Source organism: Mycobacterium cookii, from assembly GCF_010727945.1.
Taxonomy (GTDB): Bacteria; Actinomycetota; Actinomycetes; order Mycobacteriales; family Mycobacteriaceae; genus Mycobacterium; species Mycobacterium cookii.
Genome location: NZ_AP022569.1, coordinates 2,318,184 through 2,345,066 on the forward strand (window position 1 = coordinate 2,318,184; position 26,883 = coordinate 2,345,066).

At 65.6% G+C, this 26,883-nt stretch carries 27 protein-coding genes; 14 read left to right on the forward strand and 13 right to left on the reverse strand.

Translation table 11 applies throughout. The features are described 5' to 3' along the window. Window positions 1-27: 27 nt before the first annotated feature. Genes G6N27_RS10785 through G6N27_RS10795 form a run of 3 tightly spaced genes read right to left on the reverse strand, consistent with a single transcriptional unit; the run spans window position 28 to window position 3,515 of the window. Window positions 28-888 (reverse strand): NAD-dependent epimerase/dehydratase family protein, encoded by an 861-nt coding sequence (locus tag G6N27_RS10785; RefSeq protein ID WP_163776330.1) that lies wholly within the window; start codon window positions 886-888, stop codon window positions 28-30. Beyond that, window positions 881-2,431: a GMC family oxidoreductase gene (locus tag G6N27_RS10790; protein WP_163776331.1), complete on the reverse strand. Its 1,551-nt coding sequence runs from the start codon at window positions 2,429-2,431 to the stop codon at window positions 881-883. Before G6N27_RS10790 ends, G6N27_RS10785 begins: the two co-directional genes overlap by 8 nt. Then, window positions 2,424-3,515 carry a glycosyltransferase gene (locus tag G6N27_RS10795; protein ID WP_163776332.1) on the reverse strand — a complete coding sequence of 364 codons (1,092 nt, stop codon included), beginning with the start codon at window positions 3,513-3,515 and terminating at the stop codon, window positions 2,424-2,426. Before G6N27_RS10795 ends, G6N27_RS10790 begins: the two co-directional genes overlap by 8 nt. 256 nt (window positions 3,516-3,771) lie before the next feature. Here G6N27_RS10795 and G6N27_RS10800 point away from each other — a divergent pair, with 256 nt between their 5' ends. After that, window positions 3,772-4,734: an endonuclease/exonuclease/phosphatase family protein gene (locus G6N27_RS10800; protein ID WP_163776333.1), complete on the forward strand. Its 963-nt coding sequence runs from the start codon at window positions 3,772-3,774 to the stop codon at window positions 4,732-4,734. Between the two features lie 42 nt (window positions 4,735-4,776). On the opposite strand, the gene G6N27_RS10805 is transcribed toward G6N27_RS10800, so the two are convergent. After that, entirely contained in the window at window positions 4,777-5,376 is a 600-nt protein-coding gene (locus G6N27_RS10805; RefSeq protein ID WP_163776334.1) for a hypothetical protein, read from the reverse strand. Between the two features lie 203 nt (window positions 5,377-5,579). Between G6N27_RS10805 and G6N27_RS10810 the strand changes: the two genes are divergently transcribed. Continuing rightward, the gene (locus tag G6N27_RS10810; protein ID WP_163774793.1) at window positions 5,580-5,876 is read left to right on the forward strand and encodes a WXG100 family type VII secretion target; all 297 of its coding nucleotides are present in this window, start codon (window positions 5,580-5,582) and stop codon (window positions 5,874-5,876) included. A 36-nt stretch (window positions 5,877-5,912) separates the two neighbouring features. After that, a complete protein-coding gene (locus tag G6N27_RS10815; RefSeq protein ID WP_163776065.1) occupies window positions 5,913-6,197 on the forward strand; it encodes a WXG100 family type VII secretion target in 285 nt (94 codons plus the stop codon). A 93-nt stretch (window positions 6,198-6,290) separates the two neighbouring features. On the opposite strand, the gene G6N27_RS10820 is transcribed toward G6N27_RS10815, so the two are convergent. The 5 genes from G6N27_RS10820 to G6N27_RS10840 form a co-directional block, all read right to left on the reverse strand. Further along, window positions 6,291-7,343: a glycosyltransferase family 4 protein gene (locus G6N27_RS10820; protein WP_163781633.1), complete on the reverse strand. Its 1,053-nt coding sequence runs from the start codon at window positions 7,341-7,343 to the stop codon at window positions 6,291-6,293. 169 nt (window positions 7,344-7,512) lie between these two features. Continuing rightward, complete coding sequence (locus tag G6N27_RS10825) at window positions 7,513-8,742, reverse strand: class I SAM-dependent methyltransferase (protein WP_163776335.1); 1,230 nt, start codon at window positions 8,740-8,742, stop codon at window positions 7,513-7,515. A gap of 464 nt (window positions 8,743-9,206) precedes the next feature. Continuing rightward, window positions 9,207-10,421 (reverse strand): PPE family protein, encoded by a 1,215-nt coding sequence (locus G6N27_RS25510; protein ID WP_163781635.1) that lies wholly within the window; start codon window positions 10,419-10,421, stop codon window positions 9,207-9,209. A 171-nt stretch (window positions 10,422-10,592) separates the two neighbouring features. After that, entirely contained in the window at window positions 10,593-11,141 is a 549-nt protein-coding gene (locus tag G6N27_RS10835; RefSeq protein WP_163776336.1) for a dTDP-4-dehydrorhamnose 3,5-epimerase family protein, read from the reverse strand. 151 nt (window positions 11,142-11,292) lie between these two features. Beyond that, window positions 11,293-11,973, reverse strand: coding sequence for a PIG-L deacetylase family protein (locus tag G6N27_RS10840; RefSeq protein ID WP_308207601.1), 681 nt, complete (start codon window positions 11,971-11,973; stop codon window positions 11,293-11,295). A 564-nt stretch (window positions 11,974-12,537) separates the two neighbouring features. On the opposite strand from G6N27_RS10840, the gene G6N27_RS10845 reads away from it, so the two are divergent. Together G6N27_RS10845 and G6N27_RS10850 are read left to right on the forward strand one after the other, a co-directional pair. Beyond that, window positions 12,538-13,212 carry a TetR/AcrR family transcriptional regulator gene (locus G6N27_RS10845; protein WP_163776337.1) on the forward strand — a complete coding sequence of 225 codons (675 nt, stop codon included), beginning with the start codon at window positions 12,538-12,540 and terminating at the stop codon, window positions 13,210-13,212. A 138-nt stretch (window positions 13,213-13,350) separates the two neighbouring features. After that, window positions 13,351-14,010 carry a TetR/AcrR family transcriptional regulator gene (locus G6N27_RS10850; RefSeq protein ID WP_163776338.1) on the forward strand — a complete coding sequence of 220 codons (660 nt, stop codon included), beginning with the start codon at window positions 13,351-13,353 and terminating at the stop codon, window positions 14,008-14,010. Between the two features lie 12 nt (window positions 14,011-14,022). Here G6N27_RS10850 and G6N27_RS10855 read toward each other — a convergent pair whose 3' ends face one another. After that, complete coding sequence (locus G6N27_RS10855; RefSeq protein WP_163781639.1) at window positions 14,023-14,424, reverse strand: PAS domain-containing protein; 402 nt, start codon at window positions 14,422-14,424, stop codon at window positions 14,023-14,025. Window positions 14,425-14,603: 179 nt separating this feature from the next. Here G6N27_RS10855 and glmU point away from each other — a divergent pair, with 179 nt between their 5' ends. From glmU to G6N27_RS10895, 8 genes are all read left to right on the forward strand, one after another. Continuing rightward, window positions 14,604-16,073, forward strand: a complete 1,470-nt coding sequence (gene glmU, locus G6N27_RS10860) for a bifunctional UDP-N-acetylglucosamine diphosphorylase/glucosamine-1-phosphate N-acetyltransferase GlmU (RefSeq protein WP_163776339.1) — start codon at window positions 14,604-14,606, stop codon at window positions 16,071-16,073. Window positions 16,074-16,171: 98 nt separating this feature from the next. Next, window positions 16,172-17,152: a ribose-phosphate diphosphokinase gene (locus G6N27_RS10865; protein WP_163776340.1), complete on the forward strand. Its 981-nt coding sequence runs from the start codon at window positions 16,172-16,174 to the stop codon at window positions 17,150-17,152. After that, complete coding sequence (gene arsC, locus G6N27_RS10870) at window positions 17,153-17,497, forward strand: arsenate reductase (glutaredoxin) (RefSeq protein WP_163776341.1); 345 nt, start codon at window positions 17,153-17,155, stop codon at window positions 17,495-17,497. A gap of 8 nt (window positions 17,498-17,505) precedes the next feature. Then, the gene (locus G6N27_RS10875; RefSeq protein WP_163776342.1) at window positions 17,506-18,144 is read left to right on the forward strand and encodes an LpqN/LpqT family lipoprotein; all 639 of its coding nucleotides are present in this window, start codon (window positions 17,506-17,508) and stop codon (window positions 18,142-18,144) included. 27 nt (window positions 18,145-18,171) lie between these two features. Then, on the forward strand, window positions 18,172-19,035 hold the full coding sequence (locus G6N27_RS10880; protein ID WP_163776343.1) for an oxidoreductase: 864 nt from the start codon (window positions 18,172-18,174) through the stop codon (window positions 19,033-19,035). Window positions 19,036-19,164: 129 nt separating this feature from the next. Then, window positions 19,165-19,827, forward strand: coding sequence for a 50S ribosomal protein L25/general stress protein Ctc (locus tag G6N27_RS10885; RefSeq protein WP_163776344.1), 663 nt, complete (start codon window positions 19,165-19,167; stop codon window positions 19,825-19,827). 3 nt (window positions 19,828-19,830) lie between these two features. Then, window positions 19,831-20,406, forward strand: a complete 576-nt coding sequence (pth, locus tag G6N27_RS10890) for an aminoacyl-tRNA hydrolase (RefSeq protein WP_163776345.1) — start codon at window positions 19,831-19,833, stop codon at window positions 20,404-20,406. 256 nt (window positions 20,407-20,662) lie between these two features. Further along, window positions 20,663-21,889 (forward strand): sodium-dependent bicarbonate transport family permease, encoded by a 1,227-nt coding sequence (locus tag G6N27_RS10895; RefSeq protein WP_163781641.1) that lies wholly within the window; start codon window positions 20,663-20,665, stop codon window positions 21,887-21,889. 11 nt (window positions 21,890-21,900) lie between these two features. Here G6N27_RS10895 and G6N27_RS10900 read toward each other — a convergent pair whose 3' ends face one another. After that, window positions 21,901-22,725: an AraC family transcriptional regulator gene (locus G6N27_RS10900; RefSeq protein ID WP_163776346.1), complete on the reverse strand. Its 825-nt coding sequence runs from the start codon at window positions 22,723-22,725 to the stop codon at window positions 21,901-21,903. Between the two features lie 25 nt (window positions 22,726-22,750). Between G6N27_RS10900 and G6N27_RS10905 the strand changes: the two genes are divergently transcribed. Beyond that, window positions 22,751-24,016 (forward strand): amidohydrolase family protein, encoded by a 1,266-nt coding sequence (locus tag G6N27_RS10905; RefSeq protein WP_163776347.1) that lies wholly within the window; start codon window positions 22,751-22,753, stop codon window positions 24,014-24,016. Here G6N27_RS10905 and G6N27_RS10910 read toward each other — a convergent pair. Both G6N27_RS10910 and G6N27_RS10915 read right to left on the reverse strand, forming a co-directional pair. Beyond that, window positions 24,009-25,643, reverse strand: a complete 1,635-nt coding sequence (locus tag G6N27_RS10910; RefSeq protein ID WP_163776348.1) for a fatty acyl-AMP ligase — start codon at window positions 25,641-25,643, stop codon at window positions 24,009-24,011. The genes G6N27_RS10905 and G6N27_RS10910 overlap by 8 nt on opposite strands. 284 nt (window positions 25,644-25,927) lie before the next feature. Then, window positions 25,928-26,878, reverse strand: coding sequence for a 4-(cytidine 5'-diphospho)-2-C-methyl-D-erythritol kinase (locus tag G6N27_RS10915; RefSeq protein WP_163781643.1), 951 nt, complete (start codon window positions 26,876-26,878; stop codon window positions 25,928-25,930). Between the last annotated feature and the right edge of the window lie 5 nt (window positions 26,879-26,883).

A 26,883-nucleotide genomic window follows, 5' to 3' on the forward strand; every position in this document is an offset into this window, starting at 1 on the left:
TGCGCCAAGTAGCCATTGCCGTGCGGGTCACTGTGCGGCGACCTTCGCGAAGTCCCGCAGTGAAATCCCTTGTTCTGCCCAGTAATCGACGTGCGGGACGCCCGGTGCGGGATGCATGAGCCCGAGCAGCGAGTCGGCGCGGAACCCGATCCGGAGGCCAGCCGCCTCAGCGGTGCGAAATGCACGGTAGAGCAGCGCAGAGCTTAGCGGGATGGGTCGCAGCGGTGTGGAGGTGGCGCTCGCGCGCAGAGTGTGGATGATCTCGCTGAACGGGACCCGGCGAGGGGCGGCCACGCCGAGAACGTGGTGCGGCGGCGGCTGTTCGACCGTTGAAAGTACACAGTTCGCCACGTCCTCGGCGTCGACCGCGTACTGGTAGGAGTCCGGACGCAGCATCGGCACGACGGGAAGTGCGGCCACTTTGCGCAGCGCGCCGATCATGCCGCCGTCGCCGCTACCGTGCACGAGGCCGAGGCGCAGCGATGTCCCGCCGTGTGCGGCGACCAGGTCCTCGCACGCGAGTTTCGTCCGGCCGTAAATCTGCTGGGTGCCCGAGTAAGCAGACATCGAGGAGATGAAAACTATCGGCACGTCACCTACTGCCCGAATGAGCTTCTCGGTGCCGCCAAGGTTGATTCGTTCAATCTCGGCGGCGTCTCGGGCGCGCAGGTCGTAGGCGCAGTGGATCACCGCGGCCACGTCGTCTGGCAGCGATGCGGCCGGTCCATCCTGCAGGGAGTAGGGCACGTACCCCGATGCCGCACCGGCGGGCGCCGACCGTTGCAGCGTGATCACCCGGTATCCGGATGCGGTGAAGGCAGCCCGCAGAATGCTGCCGACGTATCCATTCGCGCCGGTGATAGCGACCGTGCGGTCGCGCTCAGACATGCCGGCTCTCCGACACGATCCGGTGAGCGTTCGCCATCACCGTGAGTGTGAATGTGGTCGACGGCACCGACGGCAACACCGAACCGTCGATGAGGTGGACGTTGCGGAATCCCCCGATGCGCCCAAGCACATCCGAGCGGTCGCCATGGGCGAACGTCGCGCCGAAGTGGTAACTCTTGCCCGGCCCGGACAGCCGTGCCATCGGCAGTATCGGGTGAAGGTCGATCCAGGGTCCCAGCGCGGATAACCGGCGCAGCACCGAGCTGAACATCGCCGGCCGCGGGTCGGCGACCCGCACCGCAATGTCGGGCAACGCCCCCGCGCGTCGGGAGCGCAGTTCTACCCGCAGTTGGGGCGACCGCCAGGACGGCAGGTATCCCAGCGCCGCAGTGGCTCGACCGAGGACCGCGCCGCTCAATCGCGACGGCAGCCAGCCCGGAAGCGCCGCCGCGATTGCCGGGTTGTACGGGTAGCAATGCACCTGGGACGTCGTGTACGCCGCGTCGTCGTCCTTCAGCAGCAGGTTGAACTGGTTGAGCGTGAAGTCGTGTTGTGCGCGTGGGTCGCCGGCCGAACGCCGCGACACGAACGGGATCAGGAATTGTTGTGACTCTTGAAATTCGAGTTCGCGCGGCGGCGCGCTCAACGAGTTCAGGGCTATCCGGGTAGTGCCCAACCCTCCGGCGCCGACGAAAACGCGATCGGCCTCCAGACGCACCTCGTGACCGTCGGTGAGGTCGGTGCAGGTAATGGACGGAGTGCCGCCGACCGGCTGATCGACCGAGGTGACCAGCACGCGCGAAATATGGCGCACCCGACCGGTGGAGACGAACCGATCGATGGTCTGGCGCGCCGAATAGATGAGCGAGTAAGGGCAGCCGGTCATGCAGAGGCCGCAGCGCATGCACGAGTTCGCCGAGAAGGCGAGGCGTGCCTTGCCGACGACGATGCCCTTGGCGCGGATGACACTGCGATGCCGCCGGTAACGGTCGAGCACGTCCGCGGTCCGGCCGGACACTGGCGGCAGCGGGCCGCGTGCCGAGAGCAGTGGGAAGTGCTCGGCGTAGTCGTCCTCTTCGGCTGCCAGTGGCACCTCCGCCAACACCGCGCGATAGTGCGGTTCGATCTCGTCCCAACCGAACGGCCAGCGGTCGAACGTGGCTCGGGAAAACGGCATGATCTGCGCTCCCCAGACCGTCGAGAACCCGCCGACGGCGCCCGACACAGCCGCTTGGTTTCCGCGCTCCGGCATGACGAGCCCGCGCTGCTGGCCGCGATCAACGAACATGTGGTTCGAGCCGTAAGCACGCTTTTCGGGCAGCGCTGATCCGGCAAGCGCCCTGGGCTGCACGGAGACGAGTTCGCGATCAGCAACTGCCCACTGTGCCGGCTGCAGCGCGCTCATCCTTTCAACAGCGGCCGCAGTATCGTCGGCCAGCCGCTCGCCGATATCGACGACGGTAATTCGTTCGGACGGGTCGTCGGCCAAGGCGAGAATCGCCGCTGCAGCAGCCGGGCCCGTCCCGACGATGAGGTTATGCATCGTCGACCGCCCGCACCGCGGCGCGGGCCTGGCGCACCTCAGCCGCGCTGAGGCCGGTCGTCAGAACCTCGGCCCGGCGACCCCGGGCAAGCTGCATCCTGCCGGCGATGTACCCACAGCCGGCCATTACGACGCCCAGCACCGCGACCAGCGCCTGACCCAGTCGCTCGGGGTGGCCGGTCACGGCGGCGACCAGCGCCGGCGCCGGGCCGAGGAGCACCCTGAAGGCGAACCGCAACTCGGCGCCGATGTTGCCGGCCTCGCCCATATCGGCGAACGCACCCACTTTGCTGCGGTTCACGTAGAAGCAGCGTCGCCAGAAGTACGACCATGTCAGTCTCTCCGGCGGGACCCAGTGACGCACTGCGGCCAGGGGTTCGTAGCAGACGGCGTCAGCCCCGAAATTGTGGGCGATCCGGTGCGAGAGGTCCATGTCGTCATGCCAGTCGGCATGAAAGCCTCCGACGTCGAGGATGGCGTCGCGACGCGCGCTCATGCTTGTGCCGATGAGGTGTTGCGTCGGGGCAAGCCGGTCCGGGAGCGAGCGGTAGTGGCAGCCGAACACCCAGTCGAAGTCGGGCGGAAACCAGGACGGCCGGGGCGCTCCGTAGTCCGGCAGCGGTGCACCGCCGACCGCAACCACATCTGGATATCTCGAGTACACGGCGAGCTTGCGCTCGAGCCAGTCCGGCGCCGCTTCGGCGTCGTCATCGAGGAAGGCGATGACGTCAGCGCGGGTGAGCAGCAGCGCGGTGTTCAGCGACGAACCCTTTGTGCCCGCGAAACGTCGCGTCACGATGAGGATTTCGACGGGCGAGTCGGCGCGACCATTGCCCCATTCCTGCCGGCACCGGCCCAACAGGTCCTCGTTGACGTTGTGCGCGCCGGGCTCCGAGTGGCCGACGACGATGATCAACCGTTCGGGAGCGACAGTCTGCGCGAGTGCCGACTCGACCGCCCGGGCCAGTAGGTCCCACCGGTCCAGGGTGTAAGTGCAGATGACCACGTCCGCGCTCAGCGCGGTTGGCTGGCCAGGCGCAGCCGAGGTAAGCAGAGCATCAGACTGCTTGGCTACTAACGACACGAGCTTCTCCCTAGCAGGACCGGACCGACGGTGAGTGTGGCCGGCGCCGCCGCGTGAGATGTCCGGGCGAGGCGGCCGAACATCAAGCGGGCAGACCGATGGCACATTCGTCTGCTAGCATACATACTTATTGAATCAATTGTGCACCGAAAGCCGACATTTGGTATCTCAGCTCCGGGCGCCGCGACGCACGGACCCCCGTGACTCGACGATCGGCCCAGCTGAGCAAGTGCGTGACTTCGTCCAGGATCGAGGGATGCCCCAAGCCGCGATCGGTTTTGTAGCCCTCGCCGTTGCCTGTTGCGCCGCTGCATCGCGGTATCTGTCGATCACAAACCATGCCCTGCTGATCGTGGCGGCGCTGTCGCCATACCTTCTACTCTGCGCGCCAGTCTCGGCTGCTTTCCTGCTCTGGGGCCGACAATGGATACCCGCCATCGTGGGCGCGGGTTTGACCATCGCGATGCTGGCGGTCCAGCTTCCCTTTGATCGCGGTTCGGGCGCTGCCGTCCAGACCGATGTCCGGTTGCGAGTTATGACAGCGAACCTCTTTCTGGGACAAGCTGATTCACGTCATCTCGCGGAATCGGCCCGGGAGCAAGCCGATGTCATTGCAGTCCAGGAACTCACTCCGGAAGCGGCTGACCGGCTTTCCCGTGCCGGCCTCGATGCAACGTTCCCTTATCGATGGCTCGACGCGCGCGACGGCCCTGGCGGAGTCGGCATCTGGAGTCGGTTTCCGATCCACACTCCGAGACGCATCGACGGGTACACCTTTGCGTTTCTCAGTGCGCGAATCGGAGTAACGGGTGTCTCGACAAGCCCGACCGTTGTCGTAGCGCACATGGCCGGGCCTTGGCCGCAACCCATCGATGACTGGCGGCGCGACCTGACCCTGCTGCCGGCCACCATGTCGGAGGTCAGTGAGCAAGCCGGCACGGGTTCCGTGATCGTCGCTGCCGACCTCAACAGCACTGCCGACATGCGACCGTTTCGCGCGCTCTTGAGTAACGGCTACCGGGACGCCGCAAAGCAATCCGGAGCTGGAATGATGCCCACCTTCCCGGCCGGCTCGCGACTACCTCCGCTCATTGCGATCGACCACATACTCACCCGGAATTGCTCAGCAACTTCGGTGCGCGCGTTGAACGTTCGCGGGTCGGACCATCGAGGTGTCGTCGCCGCGATATCGATACCCGGGTCGTCGGCGCACTCCTGATCCCGACCATCCGCGCGAACGGCGAGACGTCACGATGCCTACTCACGACGTCCACATCGAGCAGTCGTTTTCCCGGTTCGGTGGCGAGCCGGCTTTGTCCAGCCAGATCCATGCATGGTTGTACGCGTCAGGACTCGACCTCCGAGACCCGTCTTGTTGAATGTATTCAAATTGGACGTCTGCCATGTAACCCCCGGCGGCCTGCAGGGTGGGGCTGTTGAATGCCAATCGATAACACTGGTCGAACGTCAGATCCCATGCGACCTTCGCATCCGCAGGCAATTCTTTGCGGACCCGCCGCAGCATCTCGGCCCCGTCAACCGGCAGCAGATTCAGATCGTAGAACTGAATTCTTCCGGTGCCTTGGTCGTCGACGTCACTGTAGACAGCACCGCTCGGCGTCAGGTAGGACGGCAAGCCGGGTTGATCGCCGTAGTCCGAACCGTTGTTGCTCGCCGGGTTCGGCATGTGCGAAGCGTCCCAGTGGGTCCGACTGGCTCCGATGCCGGAAATCGACTCGTCTGAAATGGCAGGCAGCGGCGCGACGGCCAACGCGCTTGCCGGTGCGCTGACCGGCGAGCGCGCCGAACAACCCGCCGACGCACTGACCAGGGCGCAGGTGACAGCGACCGCGACTCGCATCACCCCATCATACTATGGGTTTGTTTTATTGCTATCTATTATTCGATCAGTATGTATACTGACTGAAGCAATACCAGCCATTTATCGCGTGAGGCCGTGACCGGTGGCTTCAGGATTGCGGTCATTCCGCAGCCCGGTGGTCATGCGACCGGCTTAGCCTCCGGCTGTCACGTCGACTCTGACTTCACGATAAGGAGAGAGCTATGCCTACTCGTTTTATGACTGACCCGCACGAGATGCGGTCGATGGCGGGCCGTTTCGACGTGCACGCCCAAACGGTGGAGGACGAGGCCCGCAAGATGTGGGCGTCGTCTCAGAACATCGCCGGGGCCGGCTGGAGCGGTACCGCTCAGGCCACCTCCTACGACACCATGGGCCAGATGAACACCGCGTTCCGCAACATCGTCAACATGCTGCACGGGGTGCGCGACGGGCTGATCCGCGACGCCAACAACTACGAGAGCCAAGAGCAGGCCTCTCAGCAGATCCTGTCCAGCTAGCCCACCACCGACCAGACTTTGTAAAAGGAGAACGCTATGTCGATCAGTTACCAGTTCGGCGATGTCGACGCCCACGGCGCGCTGATCCGCGCCCAGGCCGCCTCCCTGGAGGCCGAGCACCAAGCCATCGTGCGCGATGTGCTGGCTGCCGGTGATTTCTGGGGTGGCTCGGGTTCGGTGGCCTGCCAGGAGTTCATCACCCAGTTGGGTCGCAACTTCCAGGTGATCTACGAACAAGCCAATTCCCACGGCCAGAAGGTGCAGACCGCCGGCAACAACATGAGCAGCACCGACTCCGCGGTCGGCTCCAGCTGGGCCTGACACCCACGAGTACATGTGGCCCGCACACCCAAAGGGTGTGCGGGCCACAACTTTTTCCGGGTTGCCCGAAACCACCCGGTAACAAGACCACAGTTACGTCTGCGCTTTGCCTGTCCGGCCAGTCACCTCGGTGAGCACTTCCAATAGGCCGTCGACGGCATGATCGACGGCGTAGCTGTCTGCGTAGTGACGTGCCGCAGCTCCCCCACGCAAAGTCGCGGTGAGCGGATCGGCCAGATCATCGAACGCGGCGGCCAGCCCGGCAACGTCATCGACGCCGACCGGGGGAAAGCCCGGAGGCTGATACTCAGCCAGGCCGCCGGCGGAGGAAACGATCGGCATGACCCCCAGCTGCATCGAGAGCATTTGAACGCCGCTTTGCGACGCATTGCGGTAATGAGCGACCGAGCCTTTGGCGGCGGCCAGCGTGGTGACAACGTCGGCATACCGATAACTGCCGGGACGCCACCGCACGTAGGCCGGCAAAGTCCGGATGGTAAGCGGCCCAACACCTATCAGTAGCAGCTCGTCGCCGCGCCAGTTACCTCCATCGACATGTCGTTGCCATGCCTCGAGCACGACGTCAATGTTCTTGTGCGAGTTCATCCGGCCGGCGACCACGAAATCGCGCCGGTCCTCCGGGCCGACGAACGGCGGAACCAGCGCCGGTTCCAGGTCGCTGCACAACGGCACCACATGCACGTCGGTGCCGACGACGTCGTGCCGAGCCGCGACGGCTATCGCGGCGAAATTGCTGTAGGTGACGGTCGCCGCCGAACGTCCGCCCCACTTGTCGAACAAGGCTCGCGCGAGTGCTTTTCGACGACGACCGTCGTCTCGGCGTTCGTCATGCACCAGTTGAATACGCGGTGCCCGTCCCGCCAGTGCGATCCACCGCGGATCGCGGACCGACTCGGCAATCACGATGTCCGGCCGGTATTTTCGAATGCGGCGCTGAGCCGCCAGAGCCGCCGGCCAGGTCGATGCCGTCCGGAATCCAGGCTCGAGTACCAGCTCGTAGTCGCGGGCCGTATCCGACTCTGGATGCTGGTCGGTGGTAACCAACAACACATCGATACCCAACCCGCGCAGCCTCTCCGCCTGCACCCGCGCCAGCGGCCGCATCAACGGCGAAAGCCACAGCATCCGCAAGGGATCCGCGCTACCGCGGCGATCGTGTGCGACGCTGGCCTTCGTCATCGCCGTCACTATTTCGTGCTTTCATAAGTGGCCGAAGCCAGTGGCATCGGGCCAACTCGGGCCCGGGAGTCGACTGCCGCCGACAGCTGGGTGTCGCCGCCACCCCGGCATACGCTCATAGCACCGCCAACCCAATGTTGTTGCGTGACAAGGACGTCGCATGGTGCAGGGCCGGAAGTGGAAAGACGAGTTCTCCACCCCAGTCGGCGATGTAGCTCAACTGGTCGGTGAGCTCGGACTTCAGATTCCACGGGAGCGCCAGCACCACGTCGGGTCGATCGTTGGCGAGCAGCCCCGGATCGCGAATCGGGATGCGCGTACCGGGCGTAAAGCGACCGTGTTTGTACGGATTTCGGTCGACGATGTATTGCAGCAGATCGCTGCGGATCCCACAGTAGTTGAGCAGGGTGTTGCCCTTGCTCGGTGCGCCATAGCCGACGACGCTCTTACCGTCGGCGCGACACTGAAGCAGGAACCGCAATAGACTGTGCCGCAACGACTCTGTGCGCGACCGCAGTTGCAGATAACCATCGACACGGTGTAGGCCGGCGGCCCTCTCGGCGCGCAACAAGTCGACGACTGCTTCACTGGGTGGCGCCGACATCCGCGCTGGACGAGCCCAGATGCGAATCGAACCGCCATGCGCCGGCAGGGATTCGACGTCGACGACAGCCAGCCCGGCCGTGGCAAGCGCGCGCTTTGCCGAAAGTAGGGTGTAGTACTGGAACCGCTCGTGGTAGATCGTGTCGAATTGGCCCTGGACTACCAATTTCAATGCGTGGTGTACCTCGATGGTGACCCAGCCCTCGTCCTTGACCAATCCCCGCAGCGCTTGAGTGAAGTCCAGCAGGTCGGGAATGTGCGCGTAGACGTTGTTGGCTACGACCAGGTCAGCGGCGCCGTGCTCGGCGCGCAGTTCGCGTGCCAACCGCTCGTCGAGAAATGCCGAGGCGGTCGGCACGCCGCGGTCGCGGGCGGTGGCACGGACGTTGGCCGAGGGCTCAATTCCCAGGCACGGTATTCCTGTGTTGACAACATGCTGCAGTAGGTAGCCGTCGTTACTGCCGACTTCGACCACGAATGACTCGGAGTCAAGCCCCAGTCGCTGGACGGCGTCAACTACGAAATTCTTGGCGGTCCGCACGACGCTGTCCGAGTACGACGAAAAGCGGTTGTAGCCGGAGAAAATGTCCTCGGGCGCAATCAGGGCGGGCAGCTGCAAAAGTAGGCAGTTCTCGCACAGCCGCAGGTGGAGCGGGAACGTCGGTTCGGGGAGATCGAGTTCGTCGATGGTGAGGAATTTTTCGCCGAGCGGAGTGGCGCCGAGGTCGAGAACACTGGCCATTCGGTCGGAGTCGCACAAGCGGCACCGCGCCCGCGCAAACGTCTTTCGTGCGCTGTCACGTACACGGCGTGTCACCGCCCACCCCCGTCGCTACGGCGCTCCCGGCGGCCGGACAGCAGATGACCAGTGTGGGGCCCGGACCGCGGCGGGGGCACACCGCGGTCCGGGCGGTCCAAACGAGCCCGGGCCACGTCGCTGAATAAGCGATCGGGCGAGGACGCGTAGCACGCCGGCGAAGATGCGACGCCGAGCTTGACTTCTGCCTGGAGCATGGCCCCAGCGAAGTGGGCAGACAAACCGGGGATCTGCATAAAGGCCATACTACATACTTATCGTATGCGAAGCTATCTATTAAGCTACTTAAAGTATTTTTCTTGCAATCGACCGCGCCGCGCATCGGGGATCCACGCAACCCGTCTGCGTGCTCCACTTTGCACCACTGATGTGACACCCCCTTGTTTTGTTCAGCCCGTATAGACCGGGCGTTGCACGACGGCGGGACGGTAGCGGTAGCGCGCCTCCACCGGAGCCTTGCCGCCGCCGCCGGCCGCCCTGGACATCGGTGTACCGACTGGGCTCGTAGGCGCCTTCGGCAGGACCGGCGAAGTGGGGTTCGGGCCGCTCGCGCCGCCCGGCAGCGCCGAGGCGACTTGGCTGAAGGCCGGAGCTGCGGAAGTCCAGCCCTGCGGCACCGACAGGGAGCCCAGCGAGGCCGCGCGGCCCGAGGTCGCGGTCACGGCGGCGTTGCCGAACTCCGGTGAACCCCAGGCACTGACGCTCGGACCGACGCCGACGTCGAGCGACGACTTGAACATCTGCGCGCCGGTGCTGACCGTGCTGGTTGCTGCGCCAAGCGTATTCGAGAGCGCCCCCGAGGAGCCGAACGACGAGACGCCCGAGGTAACCATCGACGCGGCCGAGGCGGTGCCGGACGCCAAGCTCGTCCCCGATGTCAGGGCCGCGCTCGATGACACCGGAGTGGCCAGCGCCGTCAGCGGCGACGTCGAGGACGACGAGGACGTGACCGCCGACGCCAGCGCTTGCATCGCGCTGGGCATTGCGGTCGCGGTCAGCGGTGAGACCGTCTGCACGCTGGTGCCGGCAGATGTGCCGAGGGCCTGGGTGGCCGCGGCAGCCAGTCCGGCGAGTCCTGATGAATTCGTCGTTTCCAGCGGAGCCGTGAACGGTGTCAACGTAGACGCGGTCGACGAGGCACCGGCATAGCCGTACATAGCAGCGGCGTCCTGGGCCCACATCTCGACGTACTCGGCCTCGGTGGCCATGATCGCCGGGGTGTTCTGACCGAAGAAGTTTGTTGCGACCAGCGCCAGCAGCAAGGCGCGGTTGGCCGCGATCACCGCCGGCGGCACCGTCATTGCGAACGCGGCCTCGTAGGCCGCCACGGCCGCTTTGGCTTGGGCGGCAGTTGTTTCGGCATGCAGGGCGGTGGCGCTGATCCAGGACACATGGGTGGCCGCCGCCGTGGCCATCGACTGCGAGGACGGACCGAGCCAGAACGACGTCATGTCGGAGATCACGGTCCCGAACCCGACGGCGGCCAGGTAGAGGCCGTCGGCGAGCACATCCCAGGCCGCCGACGCCGCGAGCAACGGCCCGGAACCCGGTCCCGCATACATCCGCCCGGAGTTGATCTCCGGCGGTATGGCCCCGAATTCCAGCACCTACGGACCGCCGACCTCGACGGCAATAGAGTCTGACCCGACCGGCGTGACTCGCCGCAGACCGTACGTTCTCATAGGGAGAGTTTTACATACTTTTTGAATCATGTATACCCCTCAGCCGACCGTTAGTCCTGCGGGATGCTGTGCGTTCGTCGTCGCCGGCCGGCGTCAGGAAGCCACTCGCCCGACCGACGCCAGCAGCGGCCAGTTCGCGTCTTGTTCTGAGATGACGCTGACCGGCAGCGGCCACTCGATCCCGAATTCCGGGTCGTCCCAGCGGAATCCCTGCTCCTCATCACCGTCGCAGACGCGGCTGACGTGATAGAGAACTTCGGTGTTGTCGGCGAGAGTCTGAAAGCCGTGGGCAACGAACGGTGGCAGGAAGAGCGCGCGGCGGTTGTCGGCGCTCAGTTGAACCATCACATGGTTGCCGTAGTTGCTCGACTCCGGACGCACATCGACGGCCACGGCGACGATGGCGCCTCGGGTGCAGCGGACCAGCTTGGCCTCGGCATTCGGCGGAACCTGGCGGTGGATGCCGCGCAGCGTCCCTCTGGCGTAGTTGTACGCCAGATGCGTCTGCGCGACCGCGGAGAGCAGGCCGTACTCGGCGAATTCTTCGGCGCAGAACAACCGGGTCTGGAACCCGCGGTCGTCGCGCTCCGGTTCTATGTCGACGATCATCACTCCGCCAACGTCGGTGGGCGTGTACTTCATTCGAACCCTCCCTTCGGGTTGGGGCCGCCACACTCCACTGCTTCGTGGACGTCCCGCGAAACACGTTGAGGACAAGCCGAACCCGATCTCTCATCGATACCGCTGACCATCGTCTGCACGGTCATATTCCTTCGTTCGTCATCGACCCTTGCTAGTTGACCGAGTAATCGGTCCCCGAATCCAACACGGCCTTCTCAACCGTGAAGGCTTCGGCGTAACGGGCACGGCACTGCACCCCGCGGACTCGCATCAAGCCCAGGAACGCCTCATCGTCAAACCATCGGCGGCCGGCTTGGGACGGATAGCACTGCGCGATCAGGCTTGCCTTCTCGTGGGCGGTCTCACTCGGAACCGGCAAGTAGAGCGAAGGATTGAGCAAGTCGGAGTCGGATCGCAGGATCTCGTAGCCGAGAACCAGATGCTTGCGGAACTCGGCGGGAATCAGCTCAGCCAGCAATCGATGGTCTTCGTACTGATCGCTGCCATGTGGACCGAACACGATGTCCGGTTCGCAGTCGCGGCGAAACTCCGCCAGCACGGCCCTGACCCGCCTCCACTGGTCCCGCAGCCCGCCGCCGGGCAGGTCGGCGACCGTCAATCGGATATCCGCCGAGGGACACAGCACTGCGAACGCGTTCTTCTCCTCGATCTCATGCTCGGTACCGCCGCCGGTCAGAACCAACGCGTGTACAACAAGATCCGGTTTGTCGCAGGCGATTTCGACCAGTGTCGCTCCGAGGCCGACCGCGATGTCGCCACAGCCCACCCCGATCACGGCCACCGAATCAAGGCTGACCGGTGTCAGCGCCATCATGTTGGCCGTCCCATCCACCGATCGACCTCCTTCATATCCGCTCGCCGCCGAACGAAATGGGGCGCAGGCCCACTGCCGCGGCGCCCACATCAGCACCGGAACCTGCCAAACCGTGACTACCCATTGTCGGAATGATACATACATTTTGGATGACTACCATGTGAAAGATTAACCACTGGTATCTCCGCACGTAGTTCGTCGCGGTGCGGTCGGAATTGGTCGTGGGAACCTCGAGCGCCACGTGGGCCGGCCGGGCTCCGGTGGCAGCCGGCTTCGGGGCGGTCGACGGCCCAGTAAATGCCCAGCTAGACCCCCGAATCGCGGCATGCGAAGGTCCGAGACGGGGACGGCGGTCGCCACCGACAACTGCCGCTTTTCCATACTTTTTGTATCATGTATAGTCCTGAACAGACCGCAAGTCCTGCAGGGTTTGCGGTAGGCGAATCGAAGCAGGGGTGGCCGTAATGCCGCGTCGATCGCCAACTGTGGATAGCTTTTCGATAAACTCGTCAGACGACGCCTCGAGACCTAGGGGCCCGTTGTCAAACCCTCGCGGCGGAGCAGTACTAGGTGGCCCAGACTATGACCGAGACGACCGACAGCAGAGCGGATTCAACCCGTCTGCAGATCCTGCGTGCTGCCGCACGCCAGTTCGCTCGGCTGCCCTATCACCAGGTCGGCCTCGACGACGTTCTCGCCGAGGCCGAACTGACCAAGGGCGCGATGTACTTTCACTTCCGCTCGAAGCATGCGCTGGCGCTGGCGATCATCGACGACCAGATCACCCGGTCCAACCAATCGATCACCGAGCTGTTGGCCCGCAGGTTCTCCGGCCTGGAGACACTGATCGACTACTCCTATCAGCTGGCCGCGCGAGACATCAGCGAGGTCATCTCCCGCGCGGCCCTGCATCTCGTCGAGTCCATCGGTCGGATCGACGGGCTGCAGGCGAAGCTGCACAAGGAATGGATCGACAACCTCACGGTCGCCATCCAGCGCGGCATGAGCGAGGGCGACGTCGTGGAAGACTGCGACCCGCAGGCGGTAGGACAACTGCTGGCGTCGGCCTACATGGGCTTGCGCCAGACCAGCAATCTCGACGAACCGGAACTCTTTCTCCGCGACTTCGAGAAGCTCTGGGTCCTGGCGCTGCCCGGCTTCGTGCGACCGGAGCGGCTCGATTATTTCCGGCAGTTCATCAACCGACGCACAACGATCGCGATCGCCAGCACGTCCGCGTTGGCGGGTTCAAGCTGATCACGACGTTCATCGCCGGGCCGGTAACCACGTCGGGCCGAGCTGTCGCCCTGTTAGGATTTGCCGCCGAGTCAGCAATCGTGCGCTCAGGGGGGGTCTGGAGCATCAGCACACAACCCGACCTCCGGAGGTAAGGCGATGGCCCGCCAGGTTCGATCGGAAGCCACGCGGCGAAAGATCCTCGACGCCGCGGTCGAGGTGTTCACCGAGGTGGGGTTCGCGGCCGCCGATCGCGGCGCGATCATCGAACGCACCGGGATGACCAAGGGCGCCTTCTACCACCACTTCGATTCGATGGAAGCCCTCGCATCGGCCATCATCGACGAGGGCGCCGCTCTGGTGGTCACCGAGCTCGGCGCGATGTCGGACTCGTTTTCACCGGCGCTGGAGAACATCCTGCACAGCACCTTTATCACCGCAGACCTGTTCGCCTCCAACAAGGTTGTGCGCATCGCCGAGCAGTTGACGCTTGCATTCGGCAAATTCAACGACACCGCGATCGCGGCCTACCGACACTGGATCGACGCGATGACGGTCGAGGCCACCCGGGCGATCGCCGAGGGTGACATCCGCGCCGAGCTTGACCCGCACATGGTCAGCGAATCGATCATCAGCGCGACGTTCGGTGCCCGGGTCTTGGGCCAGACGACCTCCGATGACCGCGATCTCGTCCGGCGGTTGACCCAGATGTGGGAGCTACTGTTCCCCGCGATCGTCACCGAGACGTCGCTCGGCTATTACCGCGAATTTCTGGCTCGCGAATCTCTGCGTCACGTCGAACTCGACGGTTCGCACTGACGCGGCGCTGTTTCAGCGCTCATTGACCCACAGATGCTCGGTGAGATCCTGGAACGTCGCGAGCGCGATCTTGTCGTCGGCGCGCCGCAGGGCGGATTTGCTCATCAACGCGCGCACTGTCGAGCCTTCTTTGTGCGCCAGGTCAACGACCATGTTCGCCAGGCCGTCCACGATCGCGAGCACCGAATCGGTTTCCAGTGCGCCGTAGAAGATGTCGTGGAATTTCAATGCGACGACCTCATCCGCGTCACGACCGACCATCTCGGCGAAAGCCGTGTTGGCGAACACGATGGTGCCGTCCTGCAAGACCGCGAGGGTGGGGACGGGGAGCCGTTCGAGGACCACGAGAGCCGGCAACTGCTGTAGCGCTTCGATGGGCGGTCGTCTCGCCTGCGCAGTTCGTCGTCGGTCCACCGCCTGATTATGGTCCATCAGGGCGCCAAACGCCGAACAGATGCTGAGAACATCCTCGTGACTGTCAAAGCTCGGGGTGGTGCACGCCTTTTGCCCCGGCCGTGCGGATAATGACACGCTGAACGCATGGCGGCACACCGAGATGCCCGGCAACGGGCGGCCCGCAGCGAGGAGGTTCGATGACGACGCATGGCGAAGCGGCGGTCCTCGTCCTGGCTGCCGGAGCCGGCACCCGGATGCGCTCGGACACCCCGAAGGTGCTGCACACCCTGGCCGGGCGCAGCATGCTGGCACATTCGCTGCACGCGATCGCCAAGATGGCGCCGCAGCACCTGGTCGTGGTGCTGGGCCGCGACCACCGACCGATCGAAGAAGCCGTCGGCGAGTTGGCCCACACGCTGGGACGACCGATCGACGTGGCGACCCAGGACCAGCAGCTGGGGACTGGCCACGCGGTGCTGTGCGGCTTGCCGGCCCTGCCCGACGACTTCGGCGGCGTGGTCGTGGTGACGTCAGGCGACATCCCGCTGCTCGACGCCGACACCCTGGCTGACCTGGTCGCCACGCACAGCGTCCGTGGCGCTGCGGCGACCGTGCTGACCACGACGCTGGACGATCCGACCGGGTACGGGCGCATCCTGCGCACCCAGGACCACGAAGTGATCGCGATCGTCGAGCAGGCGGACGCCACGCCGTCGCAGCGGGAGATCCGCGAGGTCAACGCCGGCGTCTACGCGTTCGACATCGCCGCGCTGCGATCGGCGCTGACCCGGTTGTCCGCCGACAACGCCCAGCGGGAGCTGTACCTCACCGACGTCATCGCGATCGTCCGGCAGGACGGGCGGGCGGTGCAGGCCCGGCACGTCGACGACAGCTCGCTGGTGGCCGGCGTCAACAACCGCGTGCAGCTGTCCGACCTCGCCGCCGAACTCAACCGCCGGATCGTCTCCGGCCATCAGCTGGCGGGCGTGACCGTCGTCGACCCGGCGACCACCTGGATCGACATCGACGTGACCATCGGCCGCGACACTGTCATCCACCCGGGAACGCAGCTGCTCGGCGGCACCCGGATCGGCGGTCGCTGCAGTATCGGCCCGGACAGCACGCTGACCGACGTCTCTGTCGGCGACGCCGCCTCGGTGATCCGGACCCACGGCACGGGCGCGTCGATCGGTGACGGCGCCGTCGTCGGGCCGTTCACCTACCTGCGGCCCGGGACCGCGCTGGGCGCCGAGGGCAAGCTGGGCGCCTTCGTCGAGACCAAGAACGCCACCATCGGCACCGGGACCAAGGTGCCGCACCTGACCTATGTCGGCGACGCTGACATCGGCGAGCACAGCAACATCGGTGCATCCAGCGTCTTCGTCAACTACGACGGCACCTCCAAGCAACGCACCACGGTCGGTTCGCATGTGCGCACCGGCTCGGACACCATGTTCGTCGCCCCGGTCACCGTCGGCGACGGCGCCTACACCGGGGCGGGCACCGTGGTCCGCGAAGACGTCCCGCCCGGGGCGCTGGCGGTGTCCGGCGGCCCGCAGCGCAACATCGAGGGCTGGGTGGACCGCAAACGCCCCGGCAGCGCGGCCGCGGAGGCTGCTCAGAAGGCGCGGGCGTTCGACACCGAGCCGCCCGACGAGCCGTCATGAGGTCAACGCGGCAGCGCGGCGGCGTTTCGCTACCTAGTATTCGTACTGCGTATTTTCGTAAAGCTAGCCACCCCGATCCGAACCAGTGAGGGCAGCCCGTGAGCTACGACTGGACTGACAACCGCAAGAACCTGATGCTCTTCACGGGTCGCGCGCACCCTGAATTGGCCGAACAGGTGGCCAAAGAGCTCGACGTGCACGTCACCGCGCAGACCGCACGGGACTTCGCCAACGGTGAGATCTTCGTGCGCTTCCAGGAATCGGTCCGCGGGTGCGACGCCTTCGTCCTGCAATCGCACCCGGCGCCGGTCAACCAATGGCTGATGGAACAGCTGATCATGATCGACGCGCTCAAGCGCGGAAGCGCCAAGCGAATCACCGCGGTCGTGCCGTTCTATCCGTATGCCCGTCAGGACAAGAAGCACCGCGGGCGCGAGCCGATCTCGGCACGCCTGGTCGCCGACCTGTTCAAGACCGCGGGGGCGGACCGGATCGTCACCGTCGACCTGCACACCGATCAGATTCAGGGCTTCTTCGACGGGCCCGTCGACCACATGCGCGCGCAGAACCTGCTGACCGGCTACATCAAGGACAACTACGACGGCAGCGACATGGTCGTCGTCTCCCCCGACTCCGGCCGGGTGCGAATCGCCGAGAAGTGGGCCGACGCGCTGGGCGGCGTCCCGCTTGCGTTCATCCACAAGACCCGCGACCCCAAGGTGCCCAACCAGGTGGTGTCCAACCGGGTGGTCGGTGAGGTGCAAGGGCGTACCTGCGTCTTGATCGACGACATGATCGACACCGGTGGCACCATCGCCGGCGCGGTCAAGTTGCTGCGCAAAGACGGCGCGAAAGACGTCGTCATCGCGGCCACCCACGGCGTGCTGTCCGACCCGGCGTCGGAGCGGCTGGCCGAAAGCGGCGCCAAGGAAGTGATCGTCACCAATACGCTGCCGATCGGCGAGGAGAAGCGCTTCCCGCAGCTCACCGTGTTGTCGATCGCACCCCTGCTCGCGACCACCATCCGCGCAGTGTTCGAAAATGGTTCGGTCACAGGGCTGTTCGACGGTGACGCGTAGATGGCTTCGGCGGTCATCTACCACAACCCCAAGTGCTCGACGTCGCGCAAAACCCTAGAGCTGCTGCACGCCTTCGGGATTGAGCCCGACGTGGTGCAATACCTGAAGACTCCGCCGTCCCGCGATGAACTGCTCGGGATGATTCGCGCGGCCGGGATCGACGTGCGGGCCGCCGTCCGTAAGCGCGAGGCGCTGTACGCCGAACTCAACCTGGCCGACGCAACCGACGACCAACTGCTCGACGCCATGGCCGAACACCCCATCCTGATCGAGCGCCCGTTTGTCGTCACACCGAAAGGCACCCGGCTGGCTCGTCCGGTCGACACGGTCCGCGAGATCCTGTGAGACGGCCGGTGCGACTCGCTGTCGTGGCGGCAGCCCTGACCGTGGCAGCGGTGGGCTGCGGGCCCAAAAACCCTGACTACCAGTCGATTTGGTCGACCACCCCGACGACGACAACCACTGTGCCGAGCGAGAAGCCGGTGCCGTTCTCGCAGTACCTGGAAAGCAACGGGGTCTCCGGTGAGCCGGTGGCACCCGACAAGGTGACCGACCTGACCATCTCGATGCCTATACCGCCGGGCTGGCAGAAGGTCGACAAGCCGAACATCCCGCCCACCACCGAGTTGATCGCCAAGGGCGACGGCTTTCCCAACGCCATGCTGATCGTGTTCAAACTCGGTGGCGACTTCAACGCCGCCGAGCTGGTCAAGCACGGCAACGACGATGCCCGTCTGGCGCAGAACTTCAAACAGCTCGAGTCGTCGAACGCCGACTTCCACGGCTTCCCCTCGTCGATGATCGAGGGCAGCTACAACCTCGGCGACCAACGGCTGCACACCATCAACCGGATCGTGATCGCCCACGGGTCCGGCGCCGACCCGGAGCACTACCTCATTCAGCTCGCGGTCACCAGCGTGGCCGACCAGGCCGTCGCCGACGCGGTCGACGTCGAGGCGATCATCCACGGATTCACCGTCGCGGCGAAGTAGGCCGCGCCGTCGCATTACTGTGTGTGCATGTCATGGACCGCCGCAGACCTGCCCTCGTTCGCCGGACGCACTGTCGTCGTCACCGGCGCCAACAGCGGCCTGGGTGAGGTGACGGCCCGCGAGCTCGCCCGGGTCGGCGCGACAGTGATCCTGGCCGTGCGCGACACCGGCAAGGGCAAAGCCGCGGCCAAGCGGATGAAAGGCAAGACCGAGGTGCGCCCGCTCGACCTGCAGAGCCTGGCCTCGGTGCGCAAGTTCGCCGACGGGGTCGACGCCGTCGACATCCTGGTGAACAACGCCGGCATCATGGCCGTGCCGCACGCGGTCACCGCGGACGGTTTCGAAAGCCAGATCGGCACCAACCACCTCGGCCACTTCGCGCTGACCAACCTGCTGCTGCCGAAGATCACCGACCGGGTGGTGACGGTGTCGTCGCTCATGCACTGGATGGGCTACATCAGCCTGAACGACTTGAACTGGACCTCGCGGCCCTACTCGGCGTGGGTGGCCTACGGCCAGTCCAAACTCGCCAACCTGCTGTTCACCAGCGAACTGCAACGCCGGTTGCAGGCGGCGGGCTCGACGCTGCGGGCGGTCGCCGCCCACCCCGGCTACTCGCACACCAACCTGCAGGGGAAATCCGGTCGCACACTCAGCGATGCGCTGATGTCCTTCGGCAACCGGTTGGCCACCGACGCCGACTTCGGCGCCCGCCAGACGCTGTACGCCGTCGCCCGGGACGTGCCGGGCGACAGTTTCATCGGCCCGGCGTTCGGCATGGGCGGCCGCAGCAAGCCGGTGGGGCGCAGCCCCCTGGCCAAACGGGCTGGTAGCGCCCACGCGCTGTGGGATTTGTCCGAGCGGCTGACGGATACCAAATTTCCGCTCTGAGCCGATGATGCGCTAACCTGGCCGGGCGTCACGGCGAGGGCGGCTGATACGAGCCGCCGTTATCGACGGGAAACGACTCAATCGTCGCGATCCTGGCCGTGCCAGAACACCTGACCCAGGAGCGACATCATGGCCCGATCTGCAAACAAGCTCACCGCGCTGGTGCGGACCCAAACCGGCAAAGGCGCATCCCGCCGGGCACGGCGCGAAGGCAAGATTCCGGCCGTCCTCTACGGTCACGGCGCCGACCCGCAGCACCTCGAGTTGCCCGGCCATGACTTCGCCGCGGTGCTGCGGCATTCCGGCACCAACGCCGTGCTCACCCTCGACATCGACGGCACCGAGCAGTTCGCGTTGACCAAGGCGCTCGCCATCCACCCGATCCGCCGCACCATCACCCACGCCGACCTGCTGGTCGTCCGTCGTGGCGAGAAGGTGACGGTCGAGGTCAACGTCGAGGTCGTCGGGGACGCGGCGTCCGGCACCCTGGTCACCCAGGAGACCAACACCATCGAGATCGAAGCCGACGCCATGGCGATCCCGCAGTCGTTGACCGTCTCGGTCGAGGGCGCCGAGCCCGGCACCCAGTTCACCGCCGGACAGATCACCCTGCCTTCGGGCGTCAGCCTGATCGCCGACCCGGAGTTGCTGGTCGTCAACGTGGTGAACGCCCCGACCGCCGAGGAGCTGGAGAGCGAAGGCGCCGGCGAGGTGAGCGAAGGCGCGGAGCCGGCGGAGCATCCCGCCGAGGGCGAGGACGAGTCGGCCGAAGCCGAGTCCGAATCCGACTAGCCCGTGGCCGAACCACGCTTGGTGGTCGGCTTGGGCAACCCCGGGCCGAACTATGCCCAGACGCGGCACAACCTGGGGTTCATGGTGGCCGATCTGCTCGCAGCTCGGTTGGGTTCACATTTCAAGGTGCACAAGCGTTCCGGTGCGGAGATCGTCACCGGACGCCTCGGTGGGCATTCGGTGGTGCTGGCGAAGCCACGCTGCTACATGAACGAGTCCGGCCGCCAGGTGGGACCGCTGGCGAAGTTCTACTCGGTGGCCGCCGCTGACGTGCTGGTCATCCATGACGAGCTCGACATCGAGTTCGGTCAGATCCGGCTGAAGATCGGCGGTGGCGAGGGCGGCCACAATGGGCTGCGCTCCGTCGCAGCGGCGTTGGGCACCAAGGACTTTCAGCGTGTCCGGATTGGGATCGGACGCCCGCCCGGACGCAAGGATCCGGCGGCGTTCGTCCTGGAGAACTTCACCGCCACCGAACGCCCTGAGGTGCCGACGATCTGCGAGCAGGCTGCCGATGCGACCGAGTTGCTGCTCGAGCTGGGCCTCGAGCCCGCCCAGAATCGCGTACACACCTGGTAGAAACGCGTTTTCGACGCTCGGCCGAGTAAATCGACGGCGTCGTTAAAATCTCGTCAAGGAAATCGGCCGTGGGCGTCAAGAAATCGTGAGTGCGGTTGCTCCGCATTCCGTGGGGTGCTCCCCTTAGCGCATGAACCACTCGATGGTCGGCGCTGACCCAAGGCGTCGAGCATGTCCGTCGTGTTGCACGTAAGGCACACGGTGGCTCGAGACCTACTGCGGCGCAAGCCGACTTACCGAAATGGGGCCGAAACCGATGCTTCATGAGTTCTTGAACAACTTCGAGCACAATCTCTTCAAGCCGCTGCTGCTGTTCTTTTACTTCGGCTTTCTGCTCCCACTTCTCAAGGTGGACTTCGAATTCCCCTACGTGATCTACCAGGGTCTGACGATGTACCTGCTGTTGGCCATCGGCTGGCACGGCGGCGAAGAGCTTGCTGCGATCAAAGCGTCGAGCATCGCTCAGATCGTCGGATTCATGGTGGTCGGTTTCGTGCTCAACTTCTTGATCGGCGTGACCGCCTACTTCCTGCTGAGCAGGCTGACGGCGTTGCGACGGGTCGACAAGGCAACGGTGGCAGGGTATTACGGGTCCGACTCGGCCGGAACGTTCGCGACCTGCGTGGGCATTCTGGTCAGCGTCGGGATGGCGTTCGACGCCTACATGCCGGTGATGCTCGCCGTCATGGAGGTTCCCGGATGCCTGGTGGCGCTGTACCTGGTGGCGCGGCTGCGACACCGGGGCATGGATCCGGCCGGGAACATGCCGGACGAATCCGGTTACGTGGCAACGACACCGGTGAAGTTCGCACCCGGCGCGGCTGCGCAACGGCCTCCCGGAGAGCAGCTCGACATCGAAGACAGGGCCGGCATCGCTCAGCGGCTGGACTTCTCGCTCGACAAGCGCGAGCAGCGGCCCGAGATTGACGACGTCGAGGCGAAGCCGACGTTCCTGTCCCGTGAGCTGCTTCGGGAGGTCTTCCTCAACCCTGGGCTGCTTCTGCTCTTCGGCGGCATCGCGATCGGCTTCATCAGTGGGCTGCAAGGACACCAGGTCACCCACGACGACGACACCTTCTTCATCTCGGCCTTCCAGGGTGCACTCTGCCTGTTCCTGCTCGAAATGGGCATGACGGCGGCCCGCAAGCTGCGCGACCTGAAGTCCGCCGGCCGCGGATTCATCTTCTTCGGCCTGTTGGCCCCGAATCTCTTTGCACCGCTGGGGATCATCGTCGCGCACAGCTACGCCTACCTCACTCATACCGAGTTCAAGCCGGGAACGTACGTCCTGTTCGCGGTGCTGTGCGGCGCGGCGTCCTACATTGCGGTCCCGGCCATGCAGCGGCTGGCGATCCCCGAAGCAAGCCCCACACTGCCCTTGGCGGCATCGCTCGGCTTGACGTTCTCCTACAACGTCACCATCGGCATCCCGCTCTATATCGAGATCGCGCACGCCGTCGAGCAGTGGTTCCCGGTCACTTAAGACATCGCTGATCAGTCGATGCCGGCCGCCCGCTGCCGGTAGCTCGACGGAGTTTCGCCGCAGAACCGGGTGAACGCGCGGGTGAACGCGCTCATGCTGTCGAAACCGACTGCGCTGGCGGTCTTTTGCACCGACTCGCCGGGAGCGACGAGTAACGCCATGGCGCGCAACATGCGGGCGTGCAGCAGGTAGGTCCGCCACGACATTCCGACGGCCGTGTCGAATTGGCGTCGCAGCGTGCGCTCGGACACGGCGACCGCGCGGCTGACCTCGGCCGCGGTCACCGACGCGAGGTGGGCCTTCGTGTAGTCCATCGCTGCGGCGACGATCGGATTGTGAACCGTGGGCAGGCTCAGCGGCGCCTCGTGGTCGAGTGCTTCAAACACCAAGTGGCCCAACGTCTGGAAGAACCCGTCTGAGACCGGATCGCTGTCCGGCCGACCGATCGGCCAGCGCAGCGCATAGATCATCATTTGGCGAATCAGCGGCGACACCGCCACGATGCGAGCACGACCTTCCATGTCGGGCAACAGATCCGGGTCGAACATCACCGCGACGCTACGGACGTCGGGGTTCATCGTGGCCTGGTGTTCCAGGCCGACCGGAATCCAGGCAGCCTGCTGCGGCGGCAACAGATAGTGCGCGGTCGCCGTCTCGACCTCAACGACCCCACCGATCGCGTACTGGATCTGATGCAGGTCGTGGGAGTGCCAGCCAGTGACCAGCCGATGCCCCTCGTACAGGTAGCTACCGGCCCGGGCCCGTCCGCCACGACGAAGCTCGACGAGGCTGGCCGTTTTGGGCAAATAGTTGGCCGAAGATGCGGAGACGGTCATCGGCCTCCAGGGTAGTAGTTGGGGAATGAACATCGACGACTTGATCCTGGTCAGCATCGACGACCACGTCGTAGAGCCGCCGGACATGTTCCTGCGCCACGTGCCGGAGAAATACAAGGACGAGGCACCGATCGTCGTCACCGATACTCACGGCGTCGATCAGTGGATGTACCAGGGCCGGCCGCAGGGCGTCAGCGGGCTCAACGCCGTGGTGTCCTGGCCGGCCGAGGAATGGGGGCGCGACCCCGCGGGCTTCGCCGAGATGCGTCCCGGCGTCTACGACGTGCATGAGCGGGTCCGCGACATGAACCGCAACGGCATCCTGGCGTCGATGTGCTTTCCCACCTTCACCGGCTTCTCGGCCCGTCACCTCAACATGACGCGCGAAGACGTCACGTTGGTGATGGTGTCGGCCTACAACGACTGGCACATCGACGAGTGGGCCGGGTCCTATCCCGATCGCTTCATCCCGATCGCCATCCTGCCGACATGGACGCCGGACGGGATGTGCGCCGAGATCCGCCGGGTGGCCGCCAAGGGCTGTCGCGCGGTCACCATGCCGGAACTGCCGCACCTGGAAGGGCTTCCGAGTTACCACGAAGACGACTACTGGGGCCCCGTGTTCCGAACGCTGTCCGAGGAGAACGTGGTGATGTGTCTGCACATTGGCACCGGCTTCGGGGCGATCAGCATGGCGCCCAACGCGCCGATCGACAACTTGATCATCCTGGCGACCCAGGTGTCGGCGATGTGCGCGCAGGATCTGCTGTGGGGCCCGGCGATGCGCGGCTACCCCGACCTGAAGTTCGCCTTCTCCGAGGGCGGCATCGGCTGGATCCCGTTCTACCTGGACCGCAGCGACCGGCATTACACCAACCAGAAGTGGCTGCGCCGCGACTTCGGCTCTCAACTGCCCAGCGAGGTGTTCCGCGAGCACTCACTGGCCTGCTACGTCACCGACAAGACGTCGCTGAAACTGCGCCACGAGATCGGCATCGACATCATCGCGTGGGAGTGCGACTACCCGCACTCCGATTGCTTCTGGCCGGACGCGCCCGAGCAGGTGCTGGCCGAACTCAACGCCGCGGGCGCCGACGACAGCGACATCGACAAGATCACCTGGCGCAACGCGTGCAATTTCTTCGGCTGGGACCCGTTCGCCCGCACACCACGCGAGCAGGCCCACGTCGGGGCATTGCGCGCCAAGGGATCTGACGTCGACGTGTCCATCCGCCCGCGAAAAGAGTGGGCGCGGCTCTACGCGCAGAAGCAGCTGACCGCGACTACGTAACCAGCGTGACCGAGTTCGCCCGGCGCAGCTTGCCCGACGATGTCTTCGGGATGGTGCCGGGGCCGAGCACCACAACGTTGCGCGGCCGCACGTCGACCTCGGTGACGACCTCGTGGGCCACCTGGTGCTCGATGCGGCGCACCTCGGCCGGGTCCTGCCAGGCGTTGGATTCCACGGCGACGGCGAAGGTCTCGCGTGAGTGCCCGGCGTCGAGCCGGACCGCGACGGCGCAGCCGGTGCGCACACCCTCGACCCGGCCTGCGGCCCGCTCGATGTCGGTCGGGTAGATGTTGCGACCGGCCATGATGATGACGTCCTTGACGCGGCCGCAGACCACGACGTGGCCGTTCTCCATCAGGTAGCCCAGATCGCCGGTGTCATACCAGCCGTACTTGTCCTGGGCGGGCAGGAAGCCGCCCATGGTGATGTAGCCCGGGGTGACGCATTCGCCACGCAGTTCGATGACCCCGACGCCGCGAGCGGGCATCACTTCGCCGTTCTCGTCGACGATGCGGGCCTCGAGGTCCTGCAGCAGCGGACCCAGCGATGCCAGTCGCCGGGTATTGCCCTTGGTGGCCGGCACGGCGCGGCGCAGCGCGGCCAGCAGATCGGCGTCCACCTCGTCGACGACCAGGCCGGCGTTGCACTCCGAGAACGACACCGCGAGCGTCGTCTCGGCCATGCCGTAGGCGGGCAGGATGGCCGACGGCTTCAGCCCGAAGGCCTTGCCGGCATCCAGCAGGTCCTCGACATCGGCGGGGTCGACGGGCTCGGCGCCGGAGAGCGCGAACCGCAGCGTCGACAGGTCGTACTGGCCGGGCTCGGCCTGGTTGCGCAGCCGCTTGGCGAACAACGCGTACGCGAAGTTGGGCGCCGCGGTCATGGTGCCCTTGTACTTGTCGATGAGCTTGGCCCACAGCAGCGTGTCGCGCAGGAAGTCCATCGGCGTGACCTTGACCAGCTCGGCGCCGAAGTACATCGGGATGGTCAGGAACCCGACCATGCCCATGTCGTGGAAGCAGGGCAGCCAGCTGACCATGACGTCGTTGTCGACGTCGTATTGGGCGCCGATGAACATCGCCTCGGCGTTCGAGTAGATGTTGCGGTGGGTGATCTGGACCGCCTTCGGCGATCCCGTCGAGCCGGACGTCAGCTGCATCAATGCCAGGTCGTCTTCGTCGGTCTCGACCGGGTCGATCGGCTCACCCTCGAGCAGGTCGCCGATCTTGAGCACCTTGATGCCCTTTTCTTCGAGCACCGGGATGGCAACGAGGAACGGCTCGGCGACGATGACGGCGCTGGCCTCGATCATCGTGATGACGTTCATGGTGTCCTCGGCCCAGACGGCGAGGTCGGTGCGAGGCGTCGGCTGGTGCAGCATCGTCAGGCTGGCGCCGCGCATCCACAGGGCCTGCGCGGTCGGCGCGATCTCCACCGGAAACCCGGCCAGCACGCCCACAGCGTCACCGTGTCCGATACCCGCGGCGGCCAGTCCGCCGGCGATGCGGCGGGCCCGCTCGTGCACTTCGAGCCAGGTGTGCCGAACGGGCTCGTGCGGCTCGCCGGTGACCATGCCCCGCGTCGTCTCGTGGGCGTTGCGGAACATGTTCTCGGTAAACCTGCTCACGATTGCCTCCTCGGGTCCGGCATCATCGCCCAGCGTTTAATGTTGCCCCTGCTCAAGTGCACATTGGGACAACCGCGCGCCCACAATTGGGCGGCAATTTGGTCTCGGATCGATGGTGACGCAATATCCTCACGAAACGCAGCCACGCCGGAACTGACACGCCCGCCGGCAAAGACGGCGGGCGGAAGCACCAGGCGCGGGGTCGGACCGGTATTCATCACCGTCGAACATCTTAAACTCCTCTTAGAGAAGTGCCAAACCGTGGCGCGAAATTGAGTGGCGTGTCACGCGCCGGTGGCCGGCGTAGGCACCACCCGGGCGCCGTGCACCGGCCCGCTGGCCACCCGCACCGTGCGACACACACCGGCCCCGGACAGCTCGATGCCGACGTCCACGGCCGAGGGCGCCGACCGGCACAGGAACGTGCATGTCGGTCCGGAACCCGACACGATGCCGGCCAACGCGCCCGCCTCGACGCCGGCCCGCAGCACCCGGCGCAAGGCCGGCTTCATGCTCAGTGCCGCCGATTGCAATTCGTTGCCCAACAACGGTGCCAGCTGCTCGGGGTCGCCGGTGGCCAGCGCAGCCACCACCGGCTCGGCTTCGTCAAGGCGCGGCGGGCTTCCGATCTCTCTGAGCCGGTCCAGCTCACCGAACACCGCGGGCGTGGACAGCCCGCCTTCGGCAAAGGCCAGCACCCAGTGGAAGGTGTTGCGGCCCAGCACCGTCGCCAGCTCCTCACCGCGACCGGTACCGAGCGCGGTGCCACCGTGCAGCGCAAACGGCACGTCGCTGCCCAGCTTCGCCGCCAGCATGTGCAGGTCGCGACGGGGTACGCCGAGTTCCCACAGGGAGTTCAGCGCGACCAGGACGGCCGCCGCGTCGGCGCTGCCGCCGGCCATTCCGCCGGCCACCGGGATCGACTTGTCGATCGAGATTTCGACGTCAGGCGCGCGGCCCACGTGATCGGCCAGCAGCTCGGCGGCCTGCCAGGCCAGGTTGCGCTCATCGACGGGGAGCTGGTCGGCGCCTTCACCGCTGATCGTCAGCGACAGCACATCGGCGCTACGCACCGTCACCTCGTCGACCAGCGAGACGGCGTGGAACACCGTGGTCAGATCGTGGTAGCCACTTTCCCGGCGATCCCCCACCGCCAGATACAGGTTGATCTTCCCGGGGGCGCGGACGGTGACCGACCCAGTGGGGACCCATTGCGGGGCGGTGCTCCCGTCCATCGGCA